6 protein-coding genes and 1 pseudogene are annotated in these 5349 nt (G+C 70.4%); 2 read left to right on the forward strand and 5 right to left on the reverse strand.

All coding sequences use genetic code 11. The annotated features are described in order from the left end of the window. From B9G38_RS13950 to B9G38_RS13960, 3 genes are all read right to left on the reverse strand, one after another. Positions 1-409: GTPase (locus B9G38_RS13950; RefSeq protein WP_198945703.1), on the reverse strand; the 409-nt coding region annotated here is incomplete at its 3' end. A gap of 197 nt (positions 410-606) precedes the next feature. Next, entirely contained in the window at positions 607-1071 is a 465-nt protein-coding gene (locus tag B9G38_RS13955) for a DoxX family protein (protein ID WP_086220762.1), read from the reverse strand. Beyond that, positions 1072-2133: a sialidase family protein gene (locus B9G38_RS13960; RefSeq protein WP_086220763.1), complete on the reverse strand. Its 1062-nt coding sequence runs from the start codon at positions 2131-2133 to the stop codon at positions 1072-1074. 79 nt (positions 2134-2212) lie between these two features. Here B9G38_RS13960 and B9G38_RS13965 point away from each other — a divergent pair, with 79 nt between their 5' ends. Beyond that, positions 2213-3226, forward strand: a complete 1014-nt coding sequence (locus tag B9G38_RS13965) for a TatD family hydrolase (protein WP_086220764.1) — start codon at positions 2213-2215, stop codon at positions 3224-3226. 507 nt (positions 3227-3733) lie between these two features. On the opposite strand, the gene B9G38_RS13970 is transcribed toward B9G38_RS13965, so the two are convergent. Both B9G38_RS13970 and B9G38_RS13975 read right to left on the reverse strand, forming a co-directional pair. Beyond that, positions 3734-3952, reverse strand: coding sequence for a hypothetical protein (locus B9G38_RS13970; protein WP_086220765.1), 219 nt, complete (start codon positions 3950-3952; stop codon positions 3734-3736). An 80-nt stretch (positions 3953-4032) separates the two neighbouring features. After that, positions 4033-4515, reverse strand: coding sequence for a hypothetical protein (locus B9G38_RS13975; RefSeq protein ID WP_086220766.1), 483 nt, complete (start codon positions 4513-4515; stop codon positions 4033-4035). A gap of 264 nt (positions 4516-4779) precedes the next feature. Between B9G38_RS13975 and B9G38_RS18775 the strand changes: the two are divergent. Further along, positions 4780-5349 (forward strand): annotated as a pseudogene (locus tag B9G38_RS18775) (DUF726 domain-containing protein); the annotation flags it as partial.

Here is a 5349-nt window from a genome sequence, read left to right on the forward strand (position 1 = left end):
AGATGACGCCGTCGACGTCCTCGCGGAGCCAGTGCATCGCCTCCGCGACGCCCTCGGTCGCCTCGCGCGACCGTCGGACGGCGTCGTCCTTCTCCATGTCGTGGTCCAAGAACTCCTTGTAGTCGACCTTCGTCGTCACCCCGGGGGTGTCGACGATGTCGATGGTGACCTTGCGCCCGTTGCGCTCGATCTCCACGTTCTCCTTCCGGCGGGCCCGGCGGGTCTCGTGGGGGATGTGGCTCTCGGGCCCGACGGCGTCACCCGTCCAGTCGCGTGCGATCCGGTTGGCGAGGGTCGTTTTACCGGCGTTCGGCGGTCCGTAGATCCCGATTCGCTTGGGCTCGTCGGCCGCGAACAGGCCGTCCGTGACCCGCGATATGCTGTCTCTGAGATTTGTGAGCAGTCCCATCCTGACCTCCAGTCCGTGTGTGGTTGACCCGAACACCGCGGTCGTCGCGCGGCGCCGTTCGATCGGTACGCTCGACGCCCGTTCGGGGGATTACGGTACGGTCCTCACCGCTCTCACTTAAGAACTGCGTCAGACATCGCCGATCCGGAGCGTCGGCGCCGGACGAACCCGAAATCCGGGGGCGGGAGGGTGAGAGATTACTCCCCGTCGCGCGCGTTCTCCTCGTCGCCCCCGCTCGCGGCGTCGAGGAAGACCACGGCGCCGCCGAGCAGCGCGAGGTTCTTCAGGAAGTTGATCTTGTTGCCCTGCCGCTCTTTCCCCTCCATCGTCCAGAAGTCGTGGATGGCGGGCGTCGTCCCGAGGAAGAAGACGACGAGCGCGCCCGCGGCCGCCCGCGGGAGCCGCCAGAGGACGATCCCGAGGTTGGCGACGAACAGCATCCCGGTGACGAACGGGACGAGCACGTCGGGCATCGGGACGCCCTTCTCCTCGGCGATCGAAACCCGCTTGTCGTTGTTCTTGAACCCGTCGAGGGCCATGTACGCGAGGACGCCGCCGTACAGCGACCGCCCGAGCAGCGACGGGGCGTCGGGGGCGGAGCCGCCGTCGGCGGGGGCGTCAGCGCCGCCGGCCTCGGACGGAGAGTCGGTCTCGTCCGCCATTCAGACCACCTCGATCCGGCTGACGTTCGCGTCGACGCGGCCGACCGTCCCGTAGGTCGGTCCCTCGTCGCCCCCGCCGTCGACGCGCCGCATGATCCGGCCCTCCACGTCGTCGCGCTCGTCGGGGACGTCGAAGAGGCCGGAGCCGCAGACGGCGTCGCCGTCGTGGACCGCCCACGTCTCGACTATCTCGTGGGGCTCGCCGGGGAAGTCGACGCGCTCGAAGTCGCGGCCGAAGTTCGTCGACTCGAACAGCGCGACCTCGTGGTCGTCGTTCACCCACGCCGGGGGGGCCTCCTCGCCGCCGCAGAAGATCACCCGGCCGTCGTGGACGAAGGCGCGGCGGACGTACGAGAAGTCGTTGCCGACGTCGAGTCGGTCCCACGACTCGCCGGCGTCGGTGGTCCGCCACAGGCCGCCCTCGCCGACGGCGTGGCCGAGTCCGAGGTTCTCTAAGTCGTGGTCGAGGTAGCCGGTCGCCGCGAGCCAGACGTCCTCCGAGATCGGGAGGACCTGATGGACGTCGTCGACGATGGCGTCCCGGTGGTCGGACCACGTGCGGCCGCCGTCGCGGCTGACGTGGATCCCGCCGGCCTCGACGCCGGCGATCAGGTGGTCGGGCCGCCCGGGAACCGCTTCGAGGGCGCGGAGGCGGGCGTAATGGGGATCGATCGGCGACTCCCAGTGGCCGCGGGAGGGGAGCTCGCGGAACCCCTTCTGCTCGGTCCACGTCTCGCCGCCGTCGACCGAGCGGAACACGTACGGGTCGTTGGTGCCGGCGTACAGCGCGCCGTCGGCGGTCGCGAGGATCGACCACACCTCGCTCTGCCCGGCGTGCCAGAACCGGTCGCCGAGGGGGACCTCCAGGTCGGTCCACGTCTCGCCGCCGTCGACCGAGCGGTACGCCCCGGTCGAGGAGGCGACGAAGACGCCCTCGGTGTGGTCCCACGACTTCACGGCCGTGACGACCCCGCAGTCGAGGACGTGGTCGAGGTCGCCGCGCTCGAAGGGGACGTCGTCGGCTCGGTACAGCCCGGAGTCTGTCCCGATCAACAGTGTCATATCGGTGAGTGAGTCGGAGGGACAATAAAGTTTTACCAATCTGTAAAACGCTAAGTGGCCGGGGGTCGACGAGACACTCATGTCCACACCTCAGCCCACGGTCCGACCGACGGACGCCGCGTACCTCGACGAGTCCGAATCCGAGCCCGAACTCCCGACCGAGCTGCTGAACCTCCCGTGGATCGACCCGCACAACCACGCGCACACGCTCTCGTGGGAGGACCGGGAGCGGTACGCGCTCTCCGGCTGCCGGGCGATGGTGATGGTGTCGTCCGGGTACCACTGGACGCCGTACAAGCCCGTCGAGGCGAGCGACATCCGCTTCCTGTGGGACGACGCGATCAACCGCCGCCGAGCCATCGAACGCAACCACTTCTTCGAGGCGAAGCTGAGCCTCGGCGTCCACACCGGCGTCCGGATCGAGAGTCCCGACGAGCTGCTGGCCGCGATGGACGACTACTGCGCGCTTGACGAGGTCGTCGCGGTCGGCGAGACGGGCGTGACGCCGAGCCAGCACGTGGAGCGCTGGGACGTCGACGAGCAGCAGGCGGTGGTTCAGGCGCAGATGGAACTGGCAGCCGACCACGACCTCCCCGTCCTGCTCCACACGCCGAACACGACGCCGGGCGCGAAGCGAGAGTACCGCGACGACCTCGGCGTGACTCCGGGGTACGAGAAGAACGCGGGGCTCGGCACGGAGCCGGTCCTCGACGGCGAGAACCCGGCGCTGGAGGCCGTGAAACGCGACGTCGAGGCGGCGGCGGACGCCGGACTCGACGAGGAGCGCGTCGTCGCCTCGCACGCGGACGCGAACAACACTGAATACTTGATGGAAGAGACGGACTGCTACCTGAGCTACACCATCGGCCACTCGTGGTTGGTCGGCGTCGACGCGGCCGACGTGGCGAGCGCCATCGACGAGTACGGTCCCGAGCGGATCATGATCGACACCGACACCGCGAACGTGCTGCGCACGGACCCGTACGCCGTGAAACGCGCGATATTCGAGCTGTACCGCTACGGGATCGACGTCGACGACATCCGGACCGTCGTGTACGAGAACCCGCGGGACGTGTTCGGGCTGACTGAGTAGGCGGTCTACGGAAGCAATCCGCGGTGCGGTGGCGCGTGCCTGCGAGCGGCCGCAGGCCGCGAGCAGCACCGCGCGAGGTCGCCGGCGCTACGCGCCGGCTGCCAGAGGGACCTTCGGTCCCTCGCTGGAGTCGGTGGTCCGGAGCGAAGCGGAGGACCACCGACAGGGCGAGAGCGAAGCTCTCGCTTGAAACCGGACGTAGTCCGGTGACGAGGCTGGGGAGGTGAGAGGCGCGGTGCGGTACGGGTGGGACTCAAAGGGGCAGGCGCGAGGGGAACGCACGCTCGCTGCGGTGCTTGCTTCGCCTGCGTTCCCCTCGCGCCTGGGGCTTTGATGCTGTCCTCCCCAGCAGCCACGTATCACCGAGCGCCCGGGGCTTCGGCGGTGTTCGCCGCCGTTCCACTATCGATCATTTATAAACGGGCGGCAGTACTTTGGCGATTCCCCGGTGGTCCGCGGCCGTTCATTTATGAACAATCTCGCGATACGAGGAGCGTCGCTCTCAGTTCAGCGGTGACTGCTTATAAGGTACCGGTACCCGCCGAGCGCGACGGCGAGGGCGGCGGCGGCCGCGCCGACGAGGAACAGCGCGGTACTTCCCGAGTCGTAGCCGTACGGGACAGAGAGGTCGATCCAGCGGTTCAACGCGAGGAGGGCGACCGCGAGGAGGGCGACGGCCGCGCCGACGGCCCTCCCGAGCGGGGAGTTCGATCGGCTGCCGAGCATGTGCGGCGATCCCGGCCTTCAACTGAAGTATTTTCCGGCGTAACGGGCGTTGCCGTCCGAACGGGGGTCGGTCCGACCGCTCACCAGAAGCCGCCGTCGGAGTCGCTCGGACCGCCGGCCTCGCCGGGGCCGGGCGGACCGCGGGGACCGCTCGGCCGCGGGTCGGGGTTGATCTCGACGGGCTCCGACTCCGCTCGCGGGTCGATCTCGCGCCCCTCCTCGTAGCGGACGAACGAGAGGTAGAACGGCTCGCCGCAGCCGACTCCGTCGGCGTCGGGCTCCCGGTACGGCTCGTCCCCGCCCACGTCGGTCCCCCGGACTCCGTCGTGCGGGTCCCAGTTGACGCCGTCGCTCTCGCCGCAGACGAACCGGACGCCGTCCGCCTCAACCGTATCTTCGTCGGTCTCCTCGCCCGCCTCCGCGTCGAACGGCTCCGTCGGTGCGACGTAGGTCCACCCCTCCAGCGGGTACGGCGTCACCGACTTGTCCGCGAGGTATCCCTCGCGTTCGAGCGCGACGAGCGTCCCGCAGTGCGGACAGTAGTACGTGACCGGGTAGCTCATACCCCTCGTAGGGGATCCGTTTATAAACAGCCGTCGCCGCCGCGTCAGCTATTTGATCGCTCGGGCCGACGGTCCGACATCTCATCCGATACCCCTGCCGACGGCGCGGACGCATCGGACGATCCCTCCGGACTCGTCACGCGGCGGCGACTCCTCTACGGCGTCGCCGGCGGAGTCGGGCTCCTCGGCGGCGGCGGCCTCTACGTCGCGAACGCGCTCGACGGCGACTTCGGCGGGTACGACGCGCCGGAGACGCAGCCGACGGTGTCGACGCGCGGGCGCCTCGACGCCGCCGACCCGACGGAGCGGTCGGGGTCGTGGGGCTTCGAGGGCGCCGACTCGGTGGTCCTGTACGTCCACGGGCTCGGCGCGGACGCCGAGTCGGCCCGCGACCAGTCGTACACCGCACGGCTCGCGCTCGCCGCGGCCGCGGGCGGCGCGAACGGCGGTGACGCCGCGGTCGAGGACGCTCGCCCGGTGATCGGCTACTCGTGGGCGTCGAACGTCGACTGGGGACCGGCCAAGGAGACCGCGGACGCCAACGCCGCCCCGCTCGCCGACTGGCTGACGGCGTGGGCGGACGCGGACGGCCGCCCGGTCCACCTGTTCGCCCACTCGCTCGGCGCCCGGGTGACGGGGGAGACGCTCCGGGAGCTCGCGGCCGAGGGCGGACGGGCGTCCCCCCCTCGGCCTCGCTGCTCGGCCGCCCCGTCCCGCACCGCAGCCCCCGCGTCGACGGCCGGTTCGGTCCCGCCACCCCCGCCCCCCACCGCGCCCGGTACCACCTCCCCCGCCGGACACCCCCCCTCCCCCGCCGGGGTTTCCCGCCCCCCG

The sequence above is a fragment of the Halorubrum sp. SD612 genome, assembly GCF_002135005.1.

Coding starts and splice junctions, on each gene's coding strand:
- B9G38_RS13975 (WP_086220766.1), bottom strand. CDS start 4,515: ATGAGCTACCCGGTCACGTACTACTGTCCGCACTGCGGGACGCTCGTC.
- B9G38_RS13970 (WP_086220765.1), bottom strand. CDS start 3,952: ATGCTCGGCAGCCGATCGAACTCCCCGCTCGGGAGGGCCGTCGGCGCG.
- B9G38_RS13960 (WP_086220763.1), bottom strand. CDS start 2,133: ATGACACTGTTGATCGGGACAGACTCCGGGCTGTACCGAGCCGACGAC.
- B9G38_RS13955 (WP_086220762.1), bottom strand. CDS start 1,071: ATGGCGGACGAGACCGACTCTCCGTCCGAGGCCGGCGGCGCTGACGCC.
- B9G38_RS13965 (WP_086220764.1), top strand. CDS start 2,213: ATGTCCACACCTCAGCCCACGGTCCGACCGACGGACGCCGCGTACCTC.